The 23,858-nt window shown below is 66.4% G+C and carries 22 protein-coding genes; 2 read left to right on the forward strand and 20 right to left on the reverse strand.

The genetic code is table 11. The features are described 5' to 3' along the window. Positions 1-92 precede the first annotated feature (92 nt). Positions 93-221, forward strand: a complete 129-nt coding sequence (locus tag ACW9TV_RS00495) for a hypothetical protein (RefSeq protein ID WP_494303924.1) — start codon at positions 93-95, stop codon at positions 219-221. A gap of 51 nt (positions 222-272) precedes the next feature. On the opposite strand, the gene fabZ is transcribed toward ACW9TV_RS00495, so the two are convergent. The 17 genes from fabZ to proS all read right to left on the reverse strand — a co-directional run bounded on the left by fabZ (position 273) and on the right by proS (position 19,151). Beyond that, on the reverse strand, positions 273-665 hold the full coding sequence (gene fabZ, locus ACW9TV_RS00500) for a 3-hydroxyacyl-ACP dehydratase FabZ (protein ID WP_494303925.1): 393 nt from the start codon (positions 663-665) through the stop codon (positions 273-275). A gap of 61 nt (positions 666-726) precedes the next feature. Continuing rightward, positions 727-1,308 carry an OmpH/Skp family outer membrane protein gene (locus ACW9TV_RS00505; RefSeq protein WP_494303926.1) on the reverse strand — a complete coding sequence of 194 codons (582 nt, stop codon included), beginning with the start codon at positions 1,306-1,308 and terminating at the stop codon, positions 727-729. Then, positions 1,308-3,839 carry an outer membrane protein assembly factor BamA gene (gene bamA / locus ACW9TV_RS00510; RefSeq protein ID WP_494305104.1) on the reverse strand — a complete coding sequence of 844 codons (2,532 nt, stop codon included), beginning with the start codon at positions 3,837-3,839 and terminating at the stop codon, positions 1,308-1,310. The genes ACW9TV_RS00505 and bamA overlap by 1 nt, the downstream gene beginning before the upstream one ends. Before the next feature lie 92 nt (positions 3,840-3,931). Then, a complete protein-coding gene (gene rseP, locus ACW9TV_RS00515) occupies positions 3,932-5,074 on the reverse strand; it encodes an RIP metalloprotease RseP (protein ID WP_494303927.1) in 1,143 nt (380 codons plus the stop codon). Between the two features lie 9 nt (positions 5,075-5,083). Further along, positions 5,084-6,265 (reverse strand): 1-deoxy-D-xylulose-5-phosphate reductoisomerase, encoded by a 1,182-nt coding sequence (locus tag ACW9TV_RS00520; protein WP_494303928.1) that lies wholly within the window; start codon positions 6,263-6,265, stop codon positions 5,084-5,086. Continuing rightward, on the reverse strand, positions 6,262-7,113 hold the full coding sequence (locus tag ACW9TV_RS00525) for a phosphatidate cytidylyltransferase (protein ID WP_494303929.1): 852 nt from the start codon (positions 7,111-7,113) through the stop codon (positions 6,262-6,264). Before ACW9TV_RS00525 ends, ACW9TV_RS00520 begins: the two co-directional genes overlap by 4 nt. After that, positions 7,100-7,768: a polyprenyl diphosphate synthase gene (gene uppS, locus ACW9TV_RS00530; RefSeq protein WP_494305105.1), complete on the reverse strand. Its 669-nt coding sequence runs from the start codon at positions 7,766-7,768 to the stop codon at positions 7,100-7,102. Before uppS ends, ACW9TV_RS00525 begins: the two co-directional genes overlap by 14 nt. A gap of 107 nt (positions 7,769-7,875) precedes the next feature. Further along, positions 7,876-8,445 carry a ribosome recycling factor gene (gene frr / locus ACW9TV_RS00535; protein WP_494303930.1) on the reverse strand — a complete coding sequence of 190 codons (570 nt, stop codon included), beginning with the start codon at positions 8,443-8,445 and terminating at the stop codon, positions 7,876-7,878. A 15-nt stretch (positions 8,446-8,460) separates the two neighbouring features. Next, complete coding sequence (gene pyrH, locus ACW9TV_RS00540) at positions 8,461-9,183, reverse strand: UMP kinase (RefSeq protein ID WP_494303931.1); 723 nt, start codon at positions 9,181-9,183, stop codon at positions 8,461-8,463. A 103-nt stretch (positions 9,184-9,286) separates the two neighbouring features. Next, a complete protein-coding gene (tsf, locus tag ACW9TV_RS00545) occupies positions 9,287-10,216 on the reverse strand; it encodes a translation elongation factor Ts (protein WP_494303932.1) in 930 nt (309 codons plus the stop codon). Positions 10,217-10,331: 115 nt separating this feature from the next. Next, positions 10,332-11,087: a 30S ribosomal protein S2 gene (rpsB, locus tag ACW9TV_RS00550; protein ID WP_494303933.1), complete on the reverse strand. Its 756-nt coding sequence runs from the start codon at positions 11,085-11,087 to the stop codon at positions 10,332-10,334. A 97-nt stretch (positions 11,088-11,184) separates the two neighbouring features. Further along, a complete protein-coding gene (locus ACW9TV_RS00555) occupies positions 11,185-11,859 on the reverse strand; it encodes a lysoplasmalogenase family protein (RefSeq protein ID WP_494303934.1) in 675 nt (224 codons plus the stop codon). Next, on the reverse strand, positions 11,856-12,377 hold the full coding sequence (locus ACW9TV_RS00560) for a DUF1993 domain-containing protein (protein ID WP_494303935.1): 522 nt from the start codon (positions 12,375-12,377) through the stop codon (positions 11,856-11,858). Before ACW9TV_RS00560 ends, ACW9TV_RS00555 begins: the two co-directional genes overlap by 4 nt. A 36-nt stretch (positions 12,378-12,413) precedes the next feature. Continuing rightward, positions 12,414-15,863: a DNA polymerase III subunit alpha gene (gene dnaE, locus ACW9TV_RS00565; protein ID WP_494303936.1), complete on the reverse strand. Its 3,450-nt coding sequence runs from the start codon at positions 15,861-15,863 to the stop codon at positions 12,414-12,416. 81 nt (positions 15,864-15,944) lie between these two features. Continuing rightward, positions 15,945-16,625 (reverse strand): ABC transporter ATP-binding protein, encoded by a 681-nt coding sequence (locus tag ACW9TV_RS00570; RefSeq protein ID WP_494303937.1) that lies wholly within the window; start codon positions 16,623-16,625, stop codon positions 15,945-15,947. Next, positions 16,618-17,844: a lipoprotein-releasing ABC transporter permease subunit gene (locus ACW9TV_RS00575; protein WP_494305106.1), complete on the reverse strand. Its 1,227-nt coding sequence runs from the start codon at positions 17,842-17,844 to the stop codon at positions 16,618-16,620. The genes ACW9TV_RS00570 and ACW9TV_RS00575 overlap by 8 nt, the downstream gene beginning before the upstream one ends. Before the next feature lie 17 nt (positions 17,845-17,861). Beyond that, positions 17,862-19,151 carry a proline--tRNA ligase gene (proS, locus tag ACW9TV_RS00580; RefSeq protein ID WP_494303938.1) on the reverse strand — a complete coding sequence of 430 codons (1,290 nt, stop codon included), beginning with the start codon at positions 19,149-19,151 and terminating at the stop codon, positions 17,862-17,864. Positions 19,152-19,600: 449 nt separating this feature from the next. On the opposite strand from proS, the gene ACW9TV_RS00585 reads away from it, so the two are divergent. Beyond that, positions 19,601-20,305 carry a hypothetical protein gene (locus tag ACW9TV_RS00585; RefSeq protein ID WP_494303939.1) on the forward strand — a complete coding sequence of 235 codons (705 nt, stop codon included), beginning with the start codon at positions 19,601-19,603 and terminating at the stop codon, positions 20,303-20,305. Here the strand turns inward: ACW9TV_RS00585 and pyrG are convergent. The 3 genes from pyrG to ACW9TV_RS00600 form a co-directional block, all read right to left on the reverse strand. Further along, a complete protein-coding gene (pyrG, locus tag ACW9TV_RS00590; protein ID WP_494303940.1) occupies positions 20,268-21,902 on the reverse strand; it encodes a CTP synthase in 1,635 nt (544 codons plus the stop codon). The genes ACW9TV_RS00585 and pyrG overlap by 38 nt on opposite strands. Before the next feature lie 74 nt (positions 21,903-21,976). Further along, on the reverse strand, positions 21,977-22,414 hold the full coding sequence (gene secG / locus ACW9TV_RS00595) for a preprotein translocase subunit SecG (protein WP_494303941.1): 438 nt from the start codon (positions 22,412-22,414) through the stop codon (positions 21,977-21,979). Positions 22,415-22,565: 151 nt separating this feature from the next. Further along, a complete protein-coding gene (locus ACW9TV_RS00600) occupies positions 22,566-23,798 on the reverse strand; it encodes an acyl-CoA dehydrogenase family protein (protein WP_494303942.1) in 1,233 nt (410 codons plus the stop codon). Positions 23,799-23,858 lie beyond the last annotated feature (60 nt).

The following is a 23,858-nucleotide window of genomic DNA, read 5'->3' on the forward strand; positions in this document are numbered from 1 at the left end:
GCGCGCCGGGCACATTTCCGCGCATTCCTGCACGTGATTGACTTACAGATGCCGTATATGCTGCATTGCAACACAGGCAGAGGAGTCGAGTCGTGCTGGACACCATTGACGCAGTCGCCGCCTTGATCCTGACCCCGAACGGGATCGCCGCACTCGGCCTGGCAACGGCGGCCATCATGCTTGTCCGCCGCAGCAGCGGCAAGCGCAGGCGCATCGACTGAAACTGGAACCGACGCCGGACCGGGCAGCGCCCGGATCCGGCAGCCCGACGATCAGGCCGGCGGGTCCGCGATCATCGCGGTGAAGCGCGCTTCCGCCGCCAGCACACCATCCACCAGCGCCCGTCCGGCGAACTTGCACACAGTCGCGCGGCGCTGGATGAACTCTGCCTCCAGCTTCAGCAGGCAACCAGGCTCCACAGGCTTGCGGAACTTCGCGTCCTCGATCGCCATGAAATAGACGAGCTTGCCCGTGCCCTGCAGCCCCAGGCTGTCGATCGCGAGGACGCCGGCGGCCTGGGCCAGCGCCTCCACGATCAGAACGCCCGGCATGATCGGGCGGCCGGGGAAATGGCCCTGGAAGAAGGGCTCGTTGAACGTCACCGCCTTTACGGCGGTGATGCGCTCATTGGGCACCAGCGCCTCCACCCGGTCCACAAGAAGCATGGGGAACCGGTGCGGAAGCCGCGCGAGAATGCCGCCGATCTCCAAGGTCGTCAGCCCCGCCTCAGTTGCGCGGCGCGGCCGGCGCGGTCGGGGCCGGCGGCGTCACCGAAACCTTGGGCAGGCTGGTGTTCAGCCGGCCGATCACGTCGTTGGTGACTTCCAGCGAAGCGGTGTGCTGAAGGGTCGCGCCCTTCTGCAGCGCGATCGAGGCGCCGCGCTCCCGCATGATCTGCGTGATGATCGGATCCGAAGCGGTGGAAATCTGCTGGATCACATACTGCCGCGAACGGGCCAGTTCCTCCTGGCCGCGCGCCAGTTCCTGGTTGGCCGCGTTTTCCTTGTCCTGGAAGGCCTTCACGCGCTGCTCCAGCGCCGGGCCCGCCAGCGTCTTGTTCTGCTGGCCCTGCCCGATGGCCTGGGCTTCGGATTGCAGCTGGCCAGCCAGCGTGGTGCGGCGGGTGGCCAGTTGCTGGGCCTTCGCCTGCAGGTCGGTCGCGGCCTGCTTGCCGGCGGCGCTCTCGTTCACCACCCGGTCCATGTCCACAATCATGATCACCGGCGGCGACAGCTGCTGGGCAGCAGCCGGAACAGCAGCGGCTCCGATCAGAAGTGCGGCCGTCACGGTCTTCAGAAACGTCGTCATCAGAATTGGGTTCCTACATTGAACTGGAAGATCTGCGTCTCGTCGCCTTCCACCTTCTTCAGCGCTTTCGCAAGGTCAAAGCGGAAGGGACCGAAGGGTGAATTCCACGAAACGCCCACGCCGATTGAAACGCGCGGACTGGCGCTGTTGCCATAGGCTTCCTCGATGAAGCCGGGCGTCGTGTAGTCCACGCAGTTCTGGCCGTTGGCGTCGCAGGCCTGCTCCACGATGTTGTCGGCCTTGGTGTAGAGGTCGGGGAAGGTCACGTCCCACAGGGCGCCGACATCCACGAACACGGAAGGCCGCAGGCCCAGTTCGCGCCCGCCGGATCCAAGCGGAACTTCCACTTCCACCCGGCCCAGATAATAGCTCTGTCCACCGACTGCGTCGCTGAACCAGTTGTCCTTGTTGGTATCGACCGTATCGGTCACCTTGTTGTAGCTCTTGCGGATGATCCGCGGGCCCACGCCGCGGATGCCGAAGCCGCGGAACCGCGGCTCACCCAGATAGAAGCGGTCCACAAGACGGACGTCCTCGCCGCCCCAGCCGAAGATGTTTCCGGCCTCGCCGCCGATGTTCAGGATGAAGTTCGCCGGCAGTCGCCAGTAGCGGTCATAGTTCACCCGCGTGCGCAGATACTTCACCGAACCGCCAAGCCCGGCGAAATCCTGGCTCAGGATGAACCGCTGCCCGCGCGACGGCCGCATCCGGTTGTCCAGTGTGTCGTTCACCAGGCTGTAGCCGATCGACGAAACCGTGTTCCGGCCCACCGCCTCGCACAGGTAACGGCCGGCCTTCAGCGGATCGCAGACGCCGTTGGTGTAATAGGTCGCCTGGTCCAGCCCCACGTCATCGACCGAGAAGCCATAGCGCATCTGCGCCGACCAGTATTCGGTGATCGCCGTGCCGGCACGGATCTGGAAGCCGGTCGTGGTCTGTTCGTAGGTGGTCGAGCGATCACCGTTCGTGTTGAAGGTGAAGCTGTTGTAATCCCGCCGAAACACATCAAAGCCCAGCGCGAGGTTGCGATCGAACAGATAGGGCTCGGTGAAGCCCAGCTCGATCGACCTCGAATAGGAGCTGATATTCGCGCTCAGCCGCAGTTGCTGCGCCCGGCCGCGGAAGTTCCGCTCCTCGATGGAGAAGCTGAAGATGAAGCGTTCGATCGACGAGAAGCCGGCCGAGAGCTGCAATGACCCCGTCGGTCGTTCTTCCACATCCACCTGCAGCGCCACCTTGTCGGGCGCGGTGCCGGGGTTCTGCTTCACTTCCAGCTTTTCCTGGAAGAAGCCCAGGCTCTGGATCCGGTCGCGGGAGCGCTTCACCTTCACAGAGTTGAAGGCGTCGCCTTCGGCAAGCCGGAATTCCCGCCGGATCACCTCGTCCCGGGTGCGGGTGTTGCCGTTGATCGTCACGCTCTCGACATAGACACGGGGCGCTTCGTTGATCACGAAGGTGATCCCCATCTCCTTCTTGTCCTTGTCCCGGTCGAAATTGGGGCGGACATCAGCGAAGGCATAGCCCAGCAGGCCGACGGATTCCGTCAGGCCGTCGATGGTGTCTTCCACCATCTTGGCATTATACCAGTCCCCCTCCTTCATGGGGATGAGCGCCTTGAAGGCGTCGGCCTTCACGTCGCGGATCTGACTTTCCAGATCCACCTTCCCGAACTTGTAGCGCTCGCCTTCCTCGATCACATAGGTCACGATGAAGTCGCGCCGGTCCGGGGTCAGCTCCGCCACAGACGAGACCACGCGGAAATCCGCAAAACCCTGCGTCAGGTAGAATTGCCGGAGCTTCTGCTGGTCATAGGCCAGACGGTCGGGATCATAGGTATCGTTGGACGTGAACATGCGCAGCGGCCGCGCCTGCCGCGTCACCATTTCCTCGCGCAGTTCCTTGTCGGAAAACTGTTCGTTGCCGATGATGTTGATCTGCCGGACCTTCGATTTCGCACCTTCGGAAATCTCGAAGATCAGATCGACGCGGTTCTGCTCCAGCTGGACGATCTTGGGCTCGACCCTGGCGGCGAAGCGCCCGCCCCGGCGATACAGTTCCAGGATGCGCGCCACATCGGCCCGCGCCCGGCTGCGCGTGAAGATCTGGCGGGGCGCCACCTTGATCTCCTCGCGGATCTTGTCTTCCTTCACGCGCTTGGCGCCTTCGATGATCACGCGGTTGATCACCGGATTTTCACGCACGTCGATCGTGATATTGCCGTCGCCATCGTCGCGGATCTGCACGTCGGCGAACAATTCGGTCGCGAACAGGTCCTTCAGCGCGCGATCCAGCAGCACCCGATCATAAACCTCGCCCGGGCGCAATTCCACATAGGACCTGACGGTATCAGGCTCCAGACGCTCGTTGCCCACGACGTTCACCGAACGGATCCGCCGCACCTCCGCCGCCGGGGCGGCAGCCGCGGGTTCCGCGGCCGGCGCGGCCTGCACGGGCGCCTGCCCGGGCGGAACAGCCTGTCCGAACGCGGCGGACGGCGCCACCAGCGCCGTTCCGATAAGAAGGAACGGCAGACAGCTGGAACGGCTGGATTTGGTTAACTTGGCAAGGCCGTGGCCCGCCGCCGCCACATTGATCGTCACGTGATCCCTGGTTTCCTGCCTGGTCAGCCGATGACGCTGGCGATGCGGTCCCACACCCCGACCGACCGAAGGTCGTTCCATGTAAGCACCAGCATCAGCGACATCAGCAGCGCGAATCCCGACATGAACGCCCATTCCTGTACCTTGGGATGAAGCGGCCGACGCCGGACACCCTCAAGCGCGTAGAGGAACAGATGCCCGCCGTCCAGCATCGGGATTGGCAGCAGGTTGATGAACCCGAGGTTTATCGAGATGAGCGCGATGAAGCCGATGAGGGCCGGCAGCCCCAGCGTCGCGCTCTGCCCGGAAAACTGCGCGATCTTCACCGGTCCGCCCAGATCGTCCAGCGGGCGGCGACCCGTGACCACCTGGGCCATCGTGTCCCACATCATGCGCACGGTCGCCCAGGTTTCCACCATCGCCCAGCGCAGCGCCTGCACCGGCCCGTGCCGCACGACGACCAGTTCACCCGACATCAGGCCGAGCTGGCCACGCTGATAGGTATTTCCGAAGCGGTCCACCTCGGTCACGATGCGGGGCTTCGCATCCAGCGAGAGGGGCTGGCCATCACGCTCGACCTGGATCTCGATCGGCGTGCCGGGATTGATGGCGACGATCCGGCTCACATCCTCGAACCGGTCCACGCCCTGCCCGTCGATGCTCAGGATGCGGTCGCCTTGCTTCAGGCCGGCGGCGGCGGCCGGCGTGCCGTCCACCACCTTGCCCACCACGGCCGGCGTGATCTGGTGGCCATAGGTCATGAAGAAGGCGGCGAAGATCAGGATCGCGAACAGGAAGTTGATGGCCGGGCCCGCCGCCACCACCAGCGAACGCTGCCACAGCGGCCGGTTGTGGAACAGGTTTGCCCGCTCCTCGGGCGGCAGTTCCGCATCCAGAGAGAAGTCCGGCTGGCTCGCCGCGTTGGCGTCACCTGCGAATTTGGCATAGCCTCCCATCGGGATCCAGCCAAGCTTCCATCGGGTGCCGTGCCTGTCCGTCCAGCCGACAATCTCCTTGCCGAACCCCACGGCGAAGGCTTCCACCTTGATGCCGAACAGGCGCGCCACGCCATAATGGCCGAACTCGTGCACGAACACGAGAACGCCGATGACAAGCGCAAAGATGGCAAGCGTGAACAAAATACCGGGGCTGGCGAGCGTTTCCATGTCGCCTGTCTATCCGGCCGCCCGGTGGCCCGCAAATGAAGCCTGTTTCACGCGCGTAACATATTGTTGTGCATGCGCCCGCGCCCGCCGGTCGGTCTCGAATACGTCGTCCAGATTCGCCGGGCAGCGGGTCTCCAGCGACTCCAGCGTGTCGGCCACCACGGCGGCAATGTCCAGGAACCCGATCCGGCCTTCCAGGAAGGCGGCCACCGCCACCTCGTTGGCGGCGTTCAGCACACAGGGCCTGCACTGTCCTTCGGCCAGCGCGGCTTCGGCGAGCGCAAGGGCCGGGAATCGCACACGATCCGCTTCCTCGAAGTCCAGCCGGCCGATCTTCGCCAGATCCAGGCGCTCCACCGGGGTCGCGATGCGTTCCGGCCAGGCCAGCGCATGGGCGATCGGCACCCGCATGTCCGCCGGCCCCAGCTGGGCCAGAACGGATCCGTCCACATATTCGACCAGCCCGTGAACCAGGCTCTGCGGATGCACCAGCACGCCCAGCTGTTCCGCCCGCACGCCGAACAGATGATAGGCTTCGATCAGCTCAAGCCCCTTGTTCATCAGGGTCGCCGAATCGATGGAGATCTTGGCCCCCATGGACCAGGTGGGATGCTTCACCGCCTGCGCGGGCGTCACGCTTGCCATCGCCTCGCGCGGCATCTGGCGGAATGGCCCGCCCGACGCCGTCAGCACGATCCGGCTCACGCGTGATCTGTCCTCCAGCACCTGGAAGATCGCGTTGTGTTCGCTGTCGATGGGCAGCAGCGCTGCGCCCGTCCGCTCGGCGGCCGCCGTCATCAGCCCGCCGGCGCACACCAGCGCCTCCTTGTTGGCCAGCGCCACCGGAATGCCTGCCTCCACCGCAGCCAGCGTCGGCGGCAGCCCGGCCGCGCCCACGATCGCGGCAACTGCAAGGTCGGCTGGCTCCCGCGCCACGGCGGCCAGTGCGTCGGCGCCGGCGGAAACGGTCACAGGTTCCCCGGCCAGCGCGGCCGACAGATCGGCGTATGCAGACTCGTCGGCAATCACCACATGAGCGGGCCGGAAGGTGCGCGCCAGTTCGGCCAGACGCCGCCAGTCCTGCCCGGCTGTCAGCGCCGCCACGGCAAAGCGATCCGGATTGCGCGCCACGAGATCCAGCGTGGACGCCCCGACAGAGCCGGTCGCGCCAAGTATCGTCAGCCGCTTCAAGCCAGCATCTCCGTCACCCTCATCACATAGTCGGCCGGCTGCTGCAGGCCGGCCCACAGCGCCACCACGCAGGCCACCGGCACCAGCCCGTCCACCCGGTCCATGATCCCGCCGTGCGCCCGCAGCAGTGTTCCCGAATCCTTCACCCCGGCGCGCCGTTTCAGCCAGCTTTCGAAAAAGTCCCCCGCCTGGGCCACAACGGCCAGCCCGGCGCCCAGCAACGCCATCAGCGGCAACGCCTGCGGCCAGCCGGCGAAATGGGCGAACAGCACCGAAAAGGCGCCGGCCCCGGCCATGCCGCCCAGCAGGCCGGCCCAGGTCTTGTTGGGGCTGATCGCGGGCCAGATCTTCGGCCCGCCGATCGCCCGCCCGGCGAAATAGGCCAGGATGTCCGTTGCCCAGACAAGGCCCATCGTCCACATCACCAGCGCGAAACCGTCCGGCTGGTTCCTCAGCCAGATCAGCGAAACCGCCGGCAGGCCGGCATAGGCAAGCCCGGTCGAAATCCAGCGCTTGCCGCCAGCCCGCAGCAGGGTGGACAGCAGCAGCAGCGCCAGAACCGCCCCAAGCAACAGCAGGAGCGCCGGCACAGGCCGGCCCATGTGCGCCAGCGCACAGGCTGCCGCCAGCGCCGCCAGCCCCGCGATCCGCCAGGGCTGCGGCGTGCCGTGCATTCCGCCCCATTCCCACAGCACCAGCCCCACGCCGGCTGCGATCATCAGCGTGAAGGCCGGCCCGCCAACCCAGATGTCGGCCACGGCGACCACGGCCAGAAAGGCTCCCACGATCACGCGGGATTTCAGGTTGGAAGCGCCCGCCGCGCGCGCGCCGTTCTCAGCGTCCGCCATAACGGCGCTCGCGCTGGGCAAAGGCCTGAATGGCCTCTTTCAGGACAGACTCGTCGAAATCGGGCCACAACACGGGGGTGAACCACATTTCGGCATAGGCGGCCTGCCACAGCAGGAAGTTGGACAGCCGTTGCTCCCCGGACGAACGGATGATGAGGTCGACGGGCGGCAGGTCGGCCGTGTCCAGCTCCGCATCGATCATCTCTGCGGTGATGTCGTCCGCGGCGATCTCACCCCGTGTGGTGCGGGCCGCCAGAGCCCGTGCGGCGCGGACGATCTCATCCTGACCGCCATAGTTCAGCGCGACCACCAACCGGAACCGGCTGTTGCCGCGCGTCGATTCGATCGCATTTTCCAGCCGCTCGACGACATCGGGCTTCATCGCCCGCCAGTCGCCGATCAGGCTCAACCGCGCACCCGCCGAATCCAGCTCTTCCAGTTCGGCCAGCAGATGATGCCGCAGCAGGCTCATCAGGTCGGAAACCTCGTCCGCCGGCCGCCGCCAGTTCTCCGAACTGAAGGCGTAGAGGGTCAGCGTCTCGATTCCCATGCGCGGGGCGGCGCGCACGATGCGCCGCACGGCATCCACCCCGGCCCGGTGCCCCGCCACGCGCGGCAGACGTCGCGCCTTCGCCCAGCGGCCGTTGCCGTCCATGATGATGGCCACATGGCGCGGCCCGCCGGGCACGGGCCCGGCTTCGTCGGCGGGGCCGCTCGCGGCCTCACCCGCCGGCTGGGCCGGACGCACGGGATTGAACCATTTCACTTGCCAAGGATTTCCTTCTCCTTGGCGGTTGCTGCGGCGTCCACTTCGGCGATGGCCTTGTCGGTCAGCTTCTGCACCTCGCCCTCCAGGCGCTTCTGCTCGTCCTGGCTGATCTGGCCCTTCTTCTCGGCCGTCTTCAGCACGTCGTTGCCGTCCCGGCGCACGTTGCGGATCGCGACCCGCGCCTTTTCGGCATATTGCGTCGCCAGCTTCGCCAGTTCCTTGCGGCGTTCTTCCGTCAGGTCGGGGATGGGCAGGCGCAGCGTCTGGCCTTCCGTCACCGGGTTCAGGCCCAGCCCGGCGGAACGGATCGCCTTTTCCACCATCTGCACGTTCGAACGATCCCACACCTGAACCGCCAGCATCCGCGGCTCGGGCGCCGTCACCGTCGCCACCTGGTTCAGCGGCATGTTCGCGCCATAGACTTCCACCTGCACCGGATCGAGCAGCGTGGTCGAGGCGCGGCCGGTCCTCAGGCCGCCCAGGTCACTCTTCAGCGTCTCGACAGCGCCCTTCATGCGGCGGTCGAGATCGGCCTTGGTTGCGTTGGCGTCGAATTCAGCCATGATACTCCCCTTGGATCAGTCCTGCCCGCCAACGACGGTCGAAACGCCGTCGCCGGCAAGCACCCGGGCCAGATTTCCCTCTTCCCGGATATTGAACACCACGATCGGGATGCGGTTGTCGCGGCACAGCGCGATCGCCGCCGCATCCATCACCTTCAGATTGTCCGCCAGCACCTTGTCGAAGCCGATCCGTTCATAGCGCGTCGCGCCGGGGTTCGTCTTGGGGTCGCTGTCGTACACGCCGTCCACCGATGTTCCCTTGAACAGGGCATCGCACTTCATTTCCGCCGCGCGCAGCGCCGCGCCGCTGTCGGTGGTGAAATAGGGGCTGCCGGTGCCGGCGGCAAAGATCACCACCCGGCCCTTTTCCAGATGCCGTTCGGCCCGGCGGCGGATATAGGGTTCGCATACGGCCGCCATCGGAATGGCCGACATCACCCGCGTTTCCACGCCCAGCTGCTCCAGCGCGTCCTGCATCGCCAGCGCGTTCATCACGGTCGCCAGCATGCCCATGTAATCGGCCGTTGCCCGGTCCATGCCCTTGGCGGCGCCCGCCATGCCGCGGAAGATGTTGCCGCCGCCAATCACCAGGCAGAGCTCCAGGCCCTGGTCCTTGGCCGCCTTCACCTCGCCCGCGACGCGCTGCACGGTCACGGGATCGATGCCGAACGCCTGGTCGCCCATGGCAGCCTCGCCCGAAAGCTTCAGGAGGATTCGCTTGTGAGGCGTGGAGGACATGAACAGCCTGTCTGTTGGAACTGTCCCCGCTTAGCGACGTGCGGCGGACATGAAAAGGGCGCACCCGGCAACCCGGATGCGCCCCGATCAATTCAGCGCGGAATCAGGCGACGCCGGCGGCGGCAGCCACTTCGGCCGCGAAATCGCTCTCGGCCTTCTCGATGCCTTCGCCCAGCTGGAAGCGGATGAACTTGGCCACCAGCAGGTTGCCCGACAGACGCTTGGCTTCGGTGGCGATGAAATCGCCCACCTTCGACTTGCCGTCGATCACGAACACCTGGCTCAGCAGCGCCTGTTCGCCGGCGAACTTCTTCACCGCGCCATCCACCATGCGCTCGATGATGTCGGCTGGCTTGCCCGAACCGGCGGCCTTCTCGGCCGCGATCGCGCGCTCGCGCTCCAGCAGGGCCGGATCGATATGCTCGATCGAAAGCGCCAGCGGGTTGGCGGCCGCCACATGCATGGCGATCTGCTTGCCGATCGTCATCAGCGCGTCCTTGTCGGCAATGTCGCTGTCGATGGCGACAAGCACGCCGATCTTGCCCAGGCCCGGGGCCGCAGCGTTGTGGATGTAGGAGGCCACCACGCCGGTCGCTTCAACCACCTCGGCACGGCGCAGAACCTGCTGTTCGCCGATGGTTGCGATGTTGTGCGTCAGCACGTCCTGCACGGTGCCGCCGCCGGCGGGATAGGGCGCCGCCAGCAGATCTTCCACCTTCTCGCCCCTGGCGAGCGCGACCTGGGCGACTTCCTTCACGAAGTCCTGGAACTGCGCGTTCTTGGCGACGAAGTCGGTTTCGGCGTTCACTTCCACGACTGCGCCGCGGTTGCCGGAAACGGCCACGCCCACCAGCCCTTCGGCGGCCGTGCGGCTCGCCTTCTTGGCGGCGGCGGCCAGACCCTTGGCGCGCAGCCAGTCGATCGCCTTCTCGATTTCGCCTTCCACTTCGACGAGCGCCTTCTTGGCGTCCATCATGCCCGCGCCGGTCAGGTCGCGGAGTTCCTTGACGAGGGCGGCGGTAATGTTGGCCATCTTCGGCTCCTCTTCTCTTTCGAAATCTGCTCTTAAGGGTTCAGGGGGCTGCACGGCTTCGTGCAACCCCCGAACGTCAGTTTGATGACACGGCGGGTAAAAACCCGCCGGACCGTCAGGCCGTCAGCGCCGGATCCAGCTCGGGCTCGGCCATCGCGCCCAGATCGACGCCCTGGTCGGCCATGCGGCCCTGCTTGCCGCTCAGGATCGCATCGGCCACGGCATTGCAATACAGCTGGATGGCGCGGCTCGCATCGTCATTGCCCGGAACCGGGAAGGCGATGTTGGCGGGATCGCAGTTGGAATCCAGGATCGCGATCACCGGAATGCCAAGCACATTGGCTTCCTTGATCGCCAGATCTTCCTTGTTCACGTCCACCACGAACATCAGATCGGGCAGGCCGTTCATGTCGCGGATGCCGCCCAGCGAGGCTTCGAACTTGTCGCGCTCCCGGGTCATCTTCAGCACTTCCTTCTTGGTGAAGCCGTGCGTGTCGCCCGAAAGCTGCTCCTCAAGCGTCTTGAAACGCTTGATCGAGGCCGAGATCGTCTTCCAGTTCGTCAGCATGCCGCCCAGCCAGCGGTGGTTGACATAATGCTGGCCCGAACGACGGGCGGCTTCCGCGATCGGCTCCTGCGCCTGGCGCTTCGTGCCGACGAACAGCACCTTGCCGCCAGCGGCCGAGGTGGCGCGCACGAAATCCAGCGCGCGCGCGAACAGCGGCACCGTCTGCGACAGATCGAGAATGTGAACGCCGTTGCGCTCGCCGAAGATGTAGGGCTTCATCTTCGGATTCCAGCGGTGGGTCTGGTGGCCGAAATGGGCGCCAGCTTCCAGCAGCGCCTGCATCGACACGTCTTGTGCCGTCATGGTCTTTTCTCCTAACCGGTTGGTCCGCCGCGAAGGTAAGCCCGACTGTGGCCGGGCACCGGAAGGTTTCCCCTCGCGTGTGGGATGGGCGGCGGAACTAGTGTCGGGTGGCGCCGGAGTCAAGCCGGGGCACGGCCAACGCCGAGGCCACGCCCCAGGCGATCAGGGCCTGGCCGCCGAAATAGGTGGCCCAGATGGCCAGGTCCGCCCAGCCGACATTGGCGATCAGATCCATCCGCGCGAAGATCAGCAGGTCGCTCAGCACGAACAGCAGCGCACCTGCCGCCGCAAGCGCAAAGCGGGACATCAGCGCACAGGCCGCCATCGCGGCCAGGAACAGCGTGTAGACGGCAACCGCCGGCGCCCAGTCCGGGCTCGCCAGATGGAAGGCCAGCGCCACGGTTCCGGCCAGGAACGCTGCCGCCAGCGCCACGTCCCTTGCGCCCACGCCGGGCCGCCGGTTGCGCAGGTAAAGCGGGATCGCCACCACATGCCCCAGCGCGAAGATCGCGGCCCCGGCCATGAAATGCAGTTCCAGCACCATGTCCGCCGTCGCGCCCAGGACCAGCACGGTCGCCAGCAGCCTGTGGTCCGTGCCGGTGCCCTGGCGGCTCGCCCAGGTCGCCAGCAGGCCGACGCCCGCTCCCTTCCAGGCGATCGCCGCCCAGTCCGGCAGGGGAATGGCCCAACTGAAGACGTAGCTGATCCCGGCCACCAGCGCCGCCACGAAGATCAGTGGCGCCTTCAGCCCGGCATTCGGGGGCGCCCTCACATCTTCAGCCTGAGCTGGCCAAGGAAATCGCGCTTGCCGACCCCCACGCCTTTCGCCCGCATGATCGCATAGGCCGTGGTCGCATGAAAATAGAAGTTCGGCTGCGCGAAGGACAGAAGGAAATTCTCCGCCGTGAAGGGCAGCGTCATGCCCGGCAGCGTGAAGGCCATGTCCCGGCCGATCAAGCCTTCCATTTCCTCGGGCGTCACGGCGGCCAGCCCTTCGGCCGCCTTCGCCAGCAGCGCCTTCATGCCGGCGAAGTCCCCCGGCATCGCGCCGCTCATGGCATCCAGCGTGCCGGCCCGCACGCCTTCGATTGCGCCGAAGCTGTGCTTCGCCACCGACTTGATCTGGAAGCTGAAGGGCAACATCGATTCATGCAGGCTTGCGTTCACGATCCCCGCCTCGCCGCAGCCCTGTTCGGCGCACCAGGCTTCGGCTTTTTCCAGCAGTGCCTGCACCGAACCCAGGATCTGCCGCGTGCCGGGCACGAAGGCGTCGTAAAGTGAAATCGGCATGTCCATTCTCCCCTTCCGGCCCTGTTGCAGGGCCGCTCAAACCACCGCCAGGGCCCCCATCGCGGAAACGGTCGCGGATTCGACCCCCGGCAACTGCGATATCTCGATATCCGCACCGGCGGAAATCAGGAAGTTGCGGCCCAGCAGCAACTGCGCTTCCCCGCCGCTCGTCCTCGGCACCATAACCTCCGCCACCACCTTGCCGCCGCGCTGCAGATAAGCGGCCAGCATCGGCACGATATCGATTCCGGCATCCGGCTTCAGCCGGATTTCCAGCCGAGCCCGTGCCGTTTTCACCAGCACGTTCAGCGGCGTCGCATTCTGGATCGTCAGCCGCGGGCTTTCATCGCCCTCGCGCCACTGCAGTTCCACGTCCAGCAGCAGCGGCTCTCCCGCAGCCAGCGCGGCGGCCAGCGCCTCCTGCGCCTCCGCGTTGAAGCAGGTCGCCCCCCATTTGCCGGACTGGTCCGTCAGATCCGCCATCATGTAGCGCCGGTCGGGGCCCTTGCCCTGCGGCACCCGCCAGCGGGTCTCCTCCACCAGCCCCGCCATCTTCACAGACTGCCGCGTCCCGGCAGGCGCGCGCTTCGCCAGCGCATCCACCGCCGTCACCACATGCATGGCCGCCAGCACGGGCGAATGCGCCTCCACCGGATGTCCCGAAAACCAGAAGCCGAACGCCTCCCGCTCCCTGGAAAGCCGCTCGCCCAGCGGCCAGGGCTTCACATCGGGCAACAGCACGGCCTCGGCTGCCGAATCCGCGCCGAACAGCCCGCCCTGCCCGGTCATCCGCTGGTCGGCCGCGCGCGTCGCTGCGGCCATCAGCAGTTCCGCGCCTGCGTAAACCCGCGCCCGGTCCAGGCCGAAACAGTCGAACGCGCCGGCCGATGCCAGCGCCTCCATCTGCCGCCGGTTCAGCGCGCGCGGATCGATCCGGTTGACGAAATCGTCCAGGCTGCGGAACGGCCCGTTCGCCGTCCGCTCCCGCACGATGTCCTCCATCGCGCCTTCACCCACACCCTTCAGCGCCCCCAGCGCATAGCGCACGGCGATCCGGCCTTCGTGATCCTCCAGGGTGAAATCCGAAGACGAGGCGTTGATGCACGGCCCCAGCAGCGGCACCTCCAGCCGGCGCATGTCGTCCACGAACACCGCCAGCTTGTCGGTCAGGTGGATGTCGTAGGCCATCGATCCGGCATAGAAAGCGGCCGGATGATGATGCTTCAGCCAGGCCGTCTGCCAGGCCACCAGCGCATAGGCGGCCGCGTGGCTCTTGTTGAAGCCGTATCCCGCGAATTTGTCGACAAGGTTGAAGATGAATTCGGCGCGGTCGCCATCCACGCCATTGGCCTTGGCCCCTTCCACGAAGCGCGCCCGCTGCGCGTCCATCTCCGCCTGGATCTTCTTGCCCATCGCCCGGCGCAGCAGGTCGGCTTCACCCAGCGAGTAGCCCGCCAGCACCTGGGCGATCTGCATCACCTGTTCCTGGTAGATGATCACGCCGTAGGTCGGCTTCAGGATCGGCTCCAGCATGGGGTGCAGGTAATCCGGCTCTTCCCGGCCCCATTTCCGGGCGGCGAAGCTGGGGATGTTGTCCATCGGGCCGGGGCGATACAGCGCGCCAAGCGCGATGATGTCCTCGAACAGCGTCGGCTTCACCAGCGCCAGCGCGCGGCGCATGCCCTCGGATTCGAACTGGAACACCCCAACCGTGTCGCCGCGGGTCATCATCTGGTAGACATCCGGATCGTCCCAGGGCAGCGCATCCAGGTCGATCTCAACCCCCCGTGCCGCCATCAGCGCCCGCGCCCGCGCCAGCACCGACAGCGTCTTCAACCCCAGGAAGTCGAACTTCACCAGCCCCGCTTCCTCGGCCCATTTCAGGTCGAACTGGGTCACGGGGAAGTCCGAGCGGGGATCGCGATACAGCGGCACCAGCTCGGAAAGATTCCGGTCCCCGATCACCACGCCGGCGGCATGGGTGGAGGAATGACGCGGCCGGTTTTCCAGCTGCAGGCCCACCTGGATCAGCCGTTCCACCTTCGGGTCGGCCGCCATTTCCTGCTTCAGTTCCGGCACGCCGTTCAGCGTGCGGTTCAGATCCCAGGGGTCTGCCGGGTTGGCCGGGATCAGGTTGGAAAGCCGGTTCACCTGCCCATAGGGCAGCTGCATCACCCGGCCCACGTCCTTCACCACCGCGCGCGCCTTCAGCGTTCCGAAGGTGATGATCTGCGCCACCTGCTCGCGGCCATATTTCCGCTGCACATAGCGGATCACTTCTTCCCGGCGGGTTTCGCAGAAATCGATGTCGAAGTCGGGCATCGACTTGCGCTCGGGGTTCAGGAACCGCTCGAACAGCAGCCCCAGCGCCAGCGGATCGAGATCCGTGATCTGCAGCGCCCAGGCGACCGCCGATCCCGCGCCCGAACCCCGCCCCGGTCCCACCGGAATCCCCTGCGCCTTCGACCATTGGATGAAATCGGCCACGATCAGGAAGTAACCGGAAAAGCCCATGTCCCCGATGATCTTCAGTTCGAAGGCCAGCCGGTCCCAATAAGGCTGCTCGTCCACCTCGATCGCCGCCAGCCGCCGCCTGAGCCCTTCCTCCGCCAGCCGCACCAGTTCCGCCTTCTCGGCCTCGGCGTCAGGCACCAGCTTGGGCAGCACGGGGTCGCGCTTCTTCAGCGCGAAGGCGCTGCGCTTCGCCACATGCACTGTCATCGCCAGCGCCTCGGGCAGGTCGGCGAACCGCTCCGCCATCTCGGCGGCGGTGGGCAGATAATGGCGCGGGTTGGATCGCTTGCGATCCGCCGATTCCAGATAGGCGCCCTCGGCGATGCACAGCATCACGTCGTGCGCGGCATGGCCCGAAGGCTCAAGGAAACGCGCCGGATTGGTCGCCACGATGGGCAGCCCTTGCGCATGCGCCAACGCCAGCAGCCCATGCTCGCTCGCCTTCTCGACCGGATCGCCGGTGCGGGAAATCTCCACGAACAGCCGATCCCCGAACAGCTGTTTCAGCCGCCGCGCCAGCGCATCGGCCTCGTCCGCCTGCCCCTCGCTGAGCAGCTTCGCCAGCGCGCCGTCCGGCCCGCCCGTCAACGCCAGCAGACCGGCCGTGCGCCCGTCCAGCCGCTCCAGCCCGGCCTCGCCCTCCAGGTGCGTGGCCGAAACCAGCTGAAGCAGATTCTGCCACCCCGTCTCGTTCTGCGCATAGAGCACCAGATGATCGACCGGCGGTTTCGCCCCCGGCCTCAGCGTGCCGGGCGGCATGTCCCGCACGAGGGGCAGCAGGGTGCCGATGATCGGCTGCACGCCTTCATCCATGCAGGCCTTGGAAAAGGCCATGGCAGCGAACAGATTGCCGCGATCCGCCAGCCCGATGGCGGGAAACCCGCGCTTCGCCGCTTCCTTCGCCAGCGCCTTCACCTCGATGGTGGATTCCAGCATCGAAAAGCAGGTCTGGATTCTCAGCGGGATGAACATCCGTCTATCCTGAAACCCCGGCCGGCTTCACTCAACCGCCGGAACGCACATAGCTGGGGACAAAATCGCCCTTCACGGGGCCTAACCCGCCACAAGCTTCCCATGATCCAGCCGCACCACCCGATCCATCCGCGCGGCGAGCGCCCGGTTGTGCGTGGCGATCAGCGCGGCCGAGCCTTGCGAGCGGACGAGCGACAGGAACTCATCCAGAACCCGCGCCGCCGTGTCCTCGTCCAGGTTGCCGGTGGGTTCGTCGGCCAGCACCAGCACCGGGCGGTTCGCCAGCGCCCGCGCCACCGCCACCCGCTGCTGCTCTCCGCCGGACAGCTGCGACGGGCGATGATCCAGCCGGGCCCCAAGCCCCAGCGCCGTCAGCAGTTCCTGCGCACGCGCGCCGGCGGCCGCCCTGTCAGCGCCGTGGATCAGCTGCGGCAGCACCACATTCTCTGCCGCGGAAAAGTCAGGGAGCAGATGATGGAACTGATAGACAAAGCCCAGCTTGTCGCGCCTGAGCGCCGTGCGCGCGGCATCGGATAGATCGGCGGCTTGCGTGCCGTCGATCGCGATGCGCCCGCCGAAACCACCCTCCAGCAGCCCCGCCGCCTGCAACAGGGTGGACTTGCCGGATCCCGAAGGCCCCAGCAGCGCCACGATCTCGCCCTTCGCCAGCCGGAAGTCCACGCCGCGCAGCACTTCGATGGTGGCGTCGCCCTGCCGGAAGCTTCTGGTCAGGCCGGCCAGTTCCAGTGCCGCGTCACTCATAGCGAAGCACCGTGACCGGATCCGTGCTGGCCGCCTTCCAGGCCGGGTAGAGCGTGGCAAGGAAGCTGAGTACGAGGGTGAGGACGATGATCCCGACCACCTCGGCCGGGTCGGTCTTCGCGGGCAGTTCCGTCAGATAACGCACGGAAGGATCCCACAGGTTCGATCCGGTGATGCGCGAAACGCCCATGATGATGCCGTGCCGGAAATGCAGCACCACGAACCCCAGCACACAGCCCAGCAGCACGCCCAGCCCGCCGATGGCCGTCCCCACCGTCATGAACACCCGCATCAGCGCTGCGCGGCTTGCGCCCATGGTGCGCAGGATGGCGATGTCCCGCGTCTTGGCGCGCACCAGCATGATCAGCGAGGAAAGGATGTTGAACACCGCAACCAGGATGATGATGGAAAGCACCCAGAACATCACCACCTGCTCCACCACCAGCGCCTCGAACAGGGCGGAATTCAGCTGCCGCCAGTCGGAAACCAGCGCCGAAAGCCCGATCTTCTCGGCCAGCGGGCGCACATATTGATCCACCTTGTCGGGATCCAGCGTGGTCATCATCACCATGCCCACTTCGTCGCCCATGTCGAACAGGGTCTGCGCCTCGCCCAGCGGCAGCACCACGAAGGCCTTGTCGAAATCATAGATGCCGATCTCGAAGATGGCGCCCACCTCGTAGGAAACGATGCGCGGCACGGTTCCGAACGGCGTGGTCGTCCCCTCGGGCGAGATCAGGGCGATCTGGTCCCCCACCTTCAGCCCCAGATTCTGCGCCAGCCCCGATCCGATGGCGACAACCCGCTCGCCTTCCTTCAGCCGGGCGATGTCGCCCTGCTTCACCGTCTTCGCGATCACATCGGTCTTGCGGATGTCGTCGATGGTCATGCCGCGTACCAACACGCCTTCCACCCGGCTGTTGGCGGATCCCATCAGCGGCTGCTCGATCAGCGGAATGGCGGTCACGATCCCCGGCGTCTTCTTCGCCTCCTCGATCACCCGCCGCCAGTCCGGCAGGCGGCCGCCATAGCCCTGCGCCACGGCATGGCCGTTCAGCCCCTGGAAGCGGTCGAACAGCTCCGCGCGGAAGCCGTTCATCACGCTCATCACGGCAATCAGCGCGGCGACGCCCAGCGCGACAGCGACCAGCGAGATGCCCGCCACCAGCACGATGAAGCGCTCGCCCTGCCCCGGCAGCAGATAGCGCCGGGCGATCATGCGCTCGTAGGCGGTGATCACCGGGCGAGCTTCGCCAGCACGCTTTCGATGGAAACCTCCTGCTTCTCGCCGGTCGCGCGCCGCTTCAGTTCCACGGTGCCGGCGGCCACGCCCTTGGGCCCGACGGTCACCTGCCAGGGCAGGCCGATCAGGTCCATCGTTGCGAACTTCTCGCCGCCGCGCGCGTCGCGGTCGTCGTGCAGCACGGAAAGGCCGGCGGCCTCCAGCTTCGCCTGCAAGCCATGCGCCGCTTCGGCGCAGGCGGCGTCGTCGGCCCGCAGATTGATGAGGCCCACGTCGAACGGCGCCACGGAATCCGGCCAGACGATGCCGGCCGAATCATGGCTCGCTTCGATGATGGCGCCCATCAGGCGGGAAACACCCACGCCATAGCTGCCCATCAGCGGGTTCACCAGGCTGCCGTCCTTCGCCTGCACCTGCATTCCCATGGCGGCCGAATATTTGGTGCCGAAGAAGAAGATATGGCCCACCTCGATCCCGCGCCGCTTCGCCAGCCGCTCGGGCGGGACGGGGCAGTTTTCCACCTTCTCATGCTCCTCGGCCTCCATCGCATAGAGGCCGCGCAGCGTCGCGGGCGCATCCGGGTCGGTCAGGTCCACCTCGTCCAGCGCCGAATCATAGAAGACTTCGCTCTCGCCGGTGTCGGCCAGGATGTGGAATTCGTGGGAAAGGTCGCCGCCGATGGGGCCGGTGGGCGCGCGCACGGGCACCGCGCGCAGGCCCAGCGCCGCGAAGGTCCGCAGATAGGCGGTGAACTGCGCGTCATAGCTGGCGCGGCCGCCCTCTTCGTCCATGTCGAAGCTGTAGGCGTCCTTCATCAGGAATTCGCGCCCGCGCATCACGCCGAAGCGGGGCCGCACCTCGTCCCGGAACTTCCACTGGATATGATACAGCGTGCGCGGAAGGTCGCGGTAGCTCCTCACGCAGTCGCGGAAGATCGCGGTGATCATCTCCTCGTTGGTGGGGCCATACAGCATCTCGCGCCCGCCCCGATCCTGGAAGCGCAGCATTTCAGGGCCATAGGCGTCGTACCGGCCCGATTGCCGCCACAGGTCGGCGGACTGGATGGTGGGCATCAGCAGCTCGATGGCGCCGGCCCGGTCCTGCTCCCGGCGGACGATGTCCGCGATCCGGTCCAGCACGCGCAGCCCCAGCGGCAGCCAGGCATAGATGCCGGCAGCCGTCTGCCGGATCAGCCCGGCGCGCAGCATGAGCTGGTGCGAAACGATCTGCGCATCGGCAGGCGTTTCCTTCATCACGGGCAGAAGATAGCGGGACAGCAGCATGGAACCTCGTCAGATCGCTGGGGCCGATCACCCCGGAACAGGCGTGCGCTGCCTAGCCCATGCTGTGGCGCGCCCGCAACAGCGCTTCCTCGAAATCGGCATGCCATGTTCCAGTTTGATGACACTGCCGGCGACTGGCTCTAGGTTTGCAACGCCAAGGACGGCAGCGCCGGCCAGGGTTCGGGAACTGGCCCGGCATCCCGCATCCCGCTCAAGAGGATGGCGATGCCTGCAAACTGGGCCATCAGGGGTTAGAGTGAATACGGACCGCCCGGCGAACGCCGGGCGGTCCTTTTCATCTTGCCCCTCACCCATGTCTCCAGCCAGTTCCCCTCTCCACTCCGACAGCGGCGCGGCCCTTCACAGGCCCGCAACTCTTCGGCATTACTTGCTGCGGATCTTCAGCCGTTCACAGGGGCACGGCAACGATCCCATGGGGCATTCAATTCATGCGCATGTTCGCAAATCTGATGGCGTCGCTTGCTCTGGCCGGCGCGGTTTCCACCCCCGTGGGCGCTGCCTGCTGGGAAGCGGAGGAATATGAAGCCGCGCGCATGCGCGACCTGCAGACGGTGCTGATGGTCAGCGCGCTGAAATGCGGGCGCGCCGACGGCTCCATGCCCGGCGCCTACAACCGCTGGGTCGGCCGCGCGAAGGACAAGCTCGTCGCCGGCGAACAGAAGCTGCTCGCACACTTTGTCCGCGAGGGGGACAAGGCCCGCTACGACAAGTTCACCACCGCGCTCGCCAACCGCTATTCCGAATATGCCGAGGACTCGAAATTCTGCGAACGCGCAAAGGCCCTCCTCGATGCCGACGAGAAGCACAACGGCGTGCTGGAACAGGTCGCGCTGCTGATCAATTCAAAGCCGAACGGCGTGGAGGAAATCTGCCCCGTGAAGAAGCCGCCGGCTTCGCAGATCATCGTCTCGCCCTTCGATCCGATTCCGGATCCCCGCAACACGGCGCAGGCCGCAGATGCCGTCCCTCCGGCGGAAACGGCAACTGCAACGCCGCCGCCGCAGACCGCAGGCGTGGAACCGGCCCCGCAGGCAGCCGCCATTTCCCCGGCCGCAGACGCCCAGCCCGCAAGCCCGGCGCCCGCGCCCACCGGCACTACACCAGCCGCGACTGCTTCAGAGCCGCCGCAATGAAGCTCGCGAACAGCGGGTGCGGTTCGAACGGCTTCGATTTCAGTTCCGGATGGAACTGCACGCCCACGAACCAGGGGTGGTCCGGCCGCTCCACGATTTCCGGCAGGCGCCCGTCGGGTGACATGCCGGTGAACGAAAGGCCGGTCGCCTCCAGCCGCTCGCGATAAGCGGTGTTCACCTCGAAGCGATGGCGGTGCCGTTCCGAAATCTCGGTCGCGCCGTAGATGGCGGCGGCATGGCTGTTGCCTGACAGTTCGGCCGGATAGGCGCCCAGGCGCATCGTCCCGCCCAGGTCTCCGCCTGCCTGTCGCTGCTGGATCCCCTCTTCCGACATCCACTCGGTGATCATGCCCACGATAGGCTCGTCCGTCGGCCCGAACTCGGTGGACGACGCAGCCTCGATCCCGGCCAGGTTTCGCGCAGCTTCCACGCAGGCCATTTGCATGCCGAAGCAGATGCCCAGATAGGGCACCTTGCGTTCCCGCGCGAAGCGGATCGCCGCGATCTTGCCCTCGGCTCCGCGTTCCCCGAAGGCGCCCGGCACCAGGATGGCGTGCATCGGCTCCAGCTTCGAGGCGATCTCGGCGTCGTCCTGCTCGAACAGTTCCGCGTCGATCCACTGGATTGTCACCCGGGCCCGGTTGGCGATTCCGCCATGCACCAGCGCCTCGTTCAGCGACTTGTAGGCATCCGGCAGGCCCACATATTTTCCCACGACGCCGATGGTCACATCGCCTTCGGGATTCTGCAGCCGGTCCACGATGTCGGTCCAGCGCGAAAGATCAGGCTCGCGCCCGGGCGGCAGGCCGAAAGCATGGATCACCTGCGCATCCAGCCCCTCGGCATGATACTGCAACGGCACGGCATAGATGGATTTCGCATCCAGGGCCGGAATCACCGCTTCCTTCGGCACATTGCAGAACAGCGCGATCTTCGCCCGATCGCTCTCGGGCAGCGGCTTTTCGCAACGGCAAACCAGCACGTCGGGCTGCACGCCCAGCGCCGCCAGTTCCCGCACGCTGTGCTGGGTGGGCTTGGTCTTCAGCTCGCCGGCGGCGGCGATGTAGGGCACCAGCGTCACATGGACGGAAATGCTGTTGCCGCGCCCCAGGTCGTTCTTCAGCTGGCGGATCGCCTCGATGAAGGGGAGCGATTCGATGTCGCCAACCGTGCCGCCGATCTCGCACAGCACGAAATCCACATCGTCGGTGTCGGCGGTGGCGAACGCCTTGATGGCGTCCGTCACGTGCGGGATCACCTGCACGGTCGCCCCCAGATAATCCCCGCGCCGTTCGCGCGTGATGATCTGCTGATAGATCCGGCCAGACGTGATGTTGTCGGACTTGCGGGAGGACACGCCCGTGAACCGTTCGTAATGGCCCAGGTCCAGGTCGGTTTCCGCCCCGTCGTCGGTCACATAGACCTCGCCGTGCTGGTAAGGGCTCATCGTGCCCGGATCGACGTTCAGATAGGGATCGAACTTGCGGATCCGCACCCGGTAGCCGCGCGCCTGCAGCAGTGCGCCAAGAGAGGCCGCCATCAGCCCCTTGCCAAGGGAAGAGACCACGCCGCCGGTGATGAAGATGAACCGCGCCATGGGAGAAAATACCTAGCCTCTGCCGCCCCGGCTGTCACGCCGGAGCGACGGTTTTCAACAGAATAAGTGAGCCGTCAGTTCTGGACGGGCGGTGCGTCGGCCGGCGCGGGGGCCGGCTGGCCTGCGGGCGCGGCAGGCAGCGCGCCAGGTGCCGGCAGGGCCGGCGCGATGGGCGCGCCTTGTTGTGCGGGCGCGATGGGCGCGCCTTGCTGAGCGGGCGCGATGGGCGCGCCAAGCGGCCCCACAGGGGCGGCTTCGCGGGCGAAGGTCGTGTCGATCGTCTTCGGACGGTTCGAGTGCCCGGCCAGCCAGGCCAGGCCCAGCGACGAAACGATGAACAGCGTCGCCAGGATCGCCGTCGTGCGGGTCAAAAGATCCGCGGCGCCGCGCGCGGAAACCAGACCACCGGCATTGCCGCCACCCGTCAGGCCGCCACCTTCGGACTTCTGCACAAGGATCACGGCCACCAGCGCCAGCGCCAGCAGGCCATGCACGACAAGAAGGAAGGTCATCAGCACGTCGGATGCACTCGCAAATCTGAAAAGGGGAACGGCCGCGCACATAAGACGCGGCCGCCCGAAAGGCAAGGAAGGGGAAGTCCCGTCGTCGGACGGATCCACCCGCCGGGTCGGCAGAGCCGCCCGGTCGGGCGGCCCGCCGGCCTCAGTTGTAGCGCTTCAGCTCTTCCTTCGCGATCGTCACGCGGTGCACTTCGTCCGGGCCGTCCGCCAGCCGAAGCGTGCGCTGGCCGGCATAGGCCGCCGCCAGTCCGTAGTCCTGGCAGACGCCGCCGCCGCCATGCGCCTGGATCGCCATGTCGATCACCTTGGTTGAAACGTTCGGCGCCACCACCTTGATCATCGCGATCAGGGCCTTGGCGTCCTTGTTGCCCACCGTATCCATCGTATAGGCCGCCTTCAGGCACAGCAGCCGCGCCTGCTCGATCTCGATCCGGGCATTGGCGATGCGCTCGTGCCAGACGCCCTGGTCGGCGACCGGCCGGCCGAAGGCGACCCGGCTCTTCAGCCGCTTCACCATCTTCTCCAGCGCCCGCTCGGCCGCCCCGATGGAGCGCATGCAGTGGTGGATCCGCCCCGGCCCCAGCCGCCCCTGCGCGATCTCGAAGCCCCGGCCCTCGCCCAGGATGATGTTCTCGGCGGGCACCCGCACATTTTCCATCAGCACTTCATAGTGGCCGTGCGGGGCGTCATCATAGCCGAACACGTGCAGCGGACGCAGCTTGGTGATGCCCGGCGCATCCAGCGGCACCAGGATCTGCGACTGCTGCAGATGCTTCGGCGCCGACGTGTCCGTCTTGCCCATCACGATCGCGATGGTGCAGCGCGGATCGCCCACGCCAGACGACCACCATTTGCGGCCGTTGATCACATATTCGTCGCCTTCGCGGCGGATCGACGTTTCGATGTTGGTCGCGTCGGACGAAGCGACCGCCGGCTCCGTCATCAGGAAGGCCGAGCGGATCTCCCCGCGCGACAGCGGCACCAGCCACTTGTCCTGCTGCGCCTTGGAACCATAGCGCGCCAGAACCTCCATGTTGCCGGTGTCCGGGGCGGAACAGTTGAACACTTCGCTGGACCAGGCCACGCGCCCGAATTCCTCGGCAATCGGCGCATATTCCAGGTTCGTCAGCGGCGTTCCCTCGAAGGTGAAGTGGTTCAGCGGCTCGCCCCCGTGCGTGGGCGGCACGAACATGTTCCACAGCCCGGCCGCGCGCGCCTTGGGCTTCAGTTCCTCGATGACGGGGATGACCTTCCAGCGCTCGCCCTGATGCGCCTCTTCCTCGTAACGGGCCTCGTTCGGATAGATATGCTCGTCCATGAAGGCGCGAACGCGCTCCAGCATCTCCTGGGTGCGCTTGGAATATTCAAAATGCATCGGGTGTCTCCCCTTGGGTCCATCATAATTGGGCCGGACCTCCTTGCCGGGGGAATCGCC

This window comes from Sandaracinobacter sp. T42 (assembly GCF_059115405.1).